The 2,840-nt window shown below is 64.0% G+C and carries 3 protein-coding genes; 2 read left to right on the top strand and 1 reads right to left on the bottom strand.

Annotated features, from left to right (window positions below):
* The first annotated feature begins 102 nt into the window (after nt 1–102).
* Entirely contained in the window at nt 103–405 is a 303-nt protein-coding gene (locus CDN99_RS27870) for a PadR family transcriptional regulator (RefSeq protein ID WP_043372456.1), read from the top strand.
* Nucleotides 402–1,631 carry a chromate efflux transporter gene (gene chrA, locus CDN99_RS27865; protein ID WP_043372455.1) on the top strand — a complete coding sequence of 410 codons (1,230 nt, stop codon included), beginning with the start codon at nt 402–404 and terminating at the stop codon, nt 1,629–1,631. Before CDN99_RS27870 ends, chrA begins: the two co-directional genes overlap by 4 nt.
* Nucleotides 1,632–1,675: 44 nt before the next feature.
* On the opposite strand, the gene CDN99_RS27860 is transcribed toward chrA, so the two are convergent.
* Nucleotides 1,676–2,632 carry an IS110 family transposase gene (locus CDN99_RS27860; RefSeq protein WP_141101032.1) on the bottom strand — a complete coding sequence of 319 codons (957 nt, stop codon included), beginning with the start codon at nt 2,630–2,632 and terminating at the stop codon, nt 1,676–1,678.
* Between the last annotated feature and the right edge of the window lie 208 nt (nt 2,633–2,840).

Below are 2,840 nucleotides of genomic sequence, written 5' to 3'. Positions count from 1 at the left end.
GAAGGCGTGAGCAACTGTCTTAAAAGTCAAGACAGCGCATCGTGAAAATATCGAATTTCGTTATCGTTATTCGATATGAAAGAAAAACCAACACCCCGCGCCATGGAGCACCACGACCTGCTGTCGGGGCTGATCCGCCTGCACGTGCTGCACCACGCGGCCGAGCAGGAGATCTATGGGCAGTGGATGATCGACGAACTGGCCCACCACGGCTATCGCCTCTCCCCAGGAACGCTGTACCCGATGCTGCACAAGATGGAGCGCGACGGCTACCTCGTCTCCCGCCAGGAGCGTGAAGGGCGCACCGTGCGCAAGCTCTACACGATCACGCCCAAGGGCATGGAAGGCTTGGCGCTGGCCAAGGAACGCATCTGGGAGTTCACCGGGGAGGCAATGCACAAATGACAGATTCCACCAACACCTTGCAGCATGAGGCCGCAGCCGCGCGCGGCTCACCCGTCGAAGTCTTTGGCGCCTTCCTCAAGCTGGGGCTGACCTCCTTCGGCGGGCCGATCGCGCACCTGGGCTATTTCCGCTCGGAGTTTGTCGAGCGCCGCCACTGGCTGGATGACCGCAGCTACTCCGATCTGGTCGCCCTGTGCCAATTCCTGCCGGGCCCAGCCAGCAGCCAGGTAGGCATGGCGCTGGGGCTGGGCCGCGCGGGCTGGCTGGGCCTGCTGGCGGCCTGGGCGGGATTCACCTTGCCGTCGGCGATTGCGCTGATCCTGTTCGCCTTCGGCATCGCGGAGTACCAGGGGCTGGCCCAGTCGGGCTGGGTGCATGGGCTCAAGGTGGTAGCCGTGGCCATCGTGGCGCAAGCTGTCTGGGGAATGGCCAAGTCACTGTGCCCGGATCGGCCGCGTGCTGCCCTAGCCATTCTGGCGGCGCTGCTGACCATGATCCTGCCCTCGGCTGCAGGCCAGCTTGCCGCCATTGCAATGACAGGACTGTTGGGCTGGTGGACATTGAAGATCGCGCAACCCGGCGGCGGCCGAGCCCACAGTTACCCCGTCTCGCGCAAGCTGGGCATCGTGGCACTGCTGCTGTTCGCCGCACCGCTCGTCGGGCTACCCCTATGGGCGGCAGCCACGGGCTCATCCACGATCGCGCTGCTAGAAGGCGTGTACCGCTCCGGCGCACTGGTCTTTGGTGGCGGGCACGTCGTGCTGCCGCTGCTGCAAGCCGCCGTGGTGCCCAGCGGCATCGTGAGCAACGCCGACTTCCTAGCCGGCTACGGTGCGGCGCAGGCCGTGCCGGGGCCGCTGTTCACGTTCTCGGCCTATCTCGGCGCCGTCGCACAGGGGCCGCTGCATGGCTGGATCGGTGGTCTGGCACTGCTGGGCACCATCTTCCTGCCGGCCTTCTTCGTGCTGGTCGGTGCGCTGCCGTTCTGGGAAGGACTGCGCCACCGCGCGGGCATCCAGACGGCCATGGCGGGCATCAATGCCGGCGTGGTCGGCATCCTGGTGTCCGCGCTGTACGACCCGGTGTGGACGAGCGCTATCCACGGCAAGGCGGATTTCGGGCTGGCACTGCTCTCGTTCGGGCTGCTGACGGTGGGACGTGTGCCGCCAGCGCTCGTGGTGCTGCTGGCCGGGCTCGCGGGCTGGGTCATGGCGATGGGTATCTGAAGCCCAGGCGCCAGGACATAGGGACACCGCCACCATCTAGAAAGTCATGCCGGTGCAAGCGGCTCATTCCATGGCTGCCCGGTTTTGACCATGGCGTTCATGATGACCAACAGCTTGCGCATGCATGCCACGATAGCCACTTTCTTCGGCTTGCCAGCCGCCAGCAGGCGCTCATAGTACTGCCGTATCACGGCGTTGTAGCGCATGGCGACGATGGCGGCCATGTACAACGCACTCCTGACCGTGGCCCGTCCGCCGCAAATGATGCGTTTGCCGCGCGCCTGGCCCGAGTCCCGGTTCATCGGTGCGACCCCCACCAGCGCGCAGATCTGCTTGGCCTTGAGTTGGCCTAGCTCCGGCAGCTCGGAAATCAGCGTCGCAGCCGTCGCCGGGCCAACGCCCTTGACGCTCTTGAGCAAGGCGGCCAGATTGGATTGGTGCTGGGCCAGGTGTTCCGCAATCTTCCGATCCAGCGTCTCAAGCTGAGTCGAGAGCATATCCATCAGTTCCGCAATATCCTGCACCACCTCCGCGTGCGCCATGTGTTTGCGTTGGCGCTCGCTGACCAGCAAGCGCACCAACTGTCGACGCCGAAGTACCAACGCATGCAGATACTGCTGCGCTTGGTCTGGCATTGGCTTGATGAAGCGATCTCGATCAGGCCGCAGATTCAGCACCTGGGCCAATTCCGCCAGCATCCTGGCATCCACGCTGTCGGTCTTGACCAATCGCCCCATGGCCTTGGCGAAGTCCCGGGCTTGCCGAGGGTTGATGACGACGACGGCAAACCCCGCAGCCTGGAGCGCGCAGGCACAGGCCAGTTGGTACTGCCCGGTCGCTTCCATCACGATCAGCGAGACCTGATGGCTCTTCAGCACCTCGATCAACGCTTGATGCCCGGCGCCATCGTTGCTGAATATTGCCGTGGACTGCTCGTGCCCAATGGCTACATCCATGGTCTTCTTGGAGATGTCGATTCCGACTGCGACTTGATTGGCCATGATCCCTGCGTCCCTTCCTTGCAAATGCGAACGGCGTTCACGCAACTGTTCGGGCTTTCAGAGATCGGGCGCAAGCATGCGCCCAGGACTCACGCACGGGCTCGAGAGGCACCGAGGGATGACGGGCTACATGCTGCGGCCAACCCCGAACCCTGACAGGTCCGGGCGTGACGGCACTGCCGAACACGCACTTCAAAGATACAAGGGA

It is taken from the genome of Roseateles aquatilis (genome assembly GCF_002205645.1).
Taxonomy (GTDB): Bacteria; Pseudomonadota; Gammaproteobacteria; order Burkholderiales; family Burkholderiaceae_C; genus Roseateles; species Roseateles aquatilis.
The sequence above is the reverse complement of the archived record's forward strand: the minus strand, read 5'-3'. Positions and strand labels throughout refer to the sequence as shown.

Excerpts from the sequence above, each read along its gene's own strand:
- CDN99_RS27870 (WP_043372456.1), top strand. The coding sequence starts at position 103 with ATGGAGCACCACGACCTGCTGTCGGGGCTGATCCGCCTGCACGTGCTG.
- chrA (WP_043372455.1), top strand. The coding sequence starts at position 402 with ATGACAGATTCCACCAACACCTTGCAGCATGAGGCCGCAGCCGCGCGC.
- CDN99_RS27860 (WP_141101032.1), bottom strand. The coding sequence starts at position 2,632 with ATGGCCAATCAAGTCGCAGTCGGAATCGACATCTCCAAGAAGACCATG.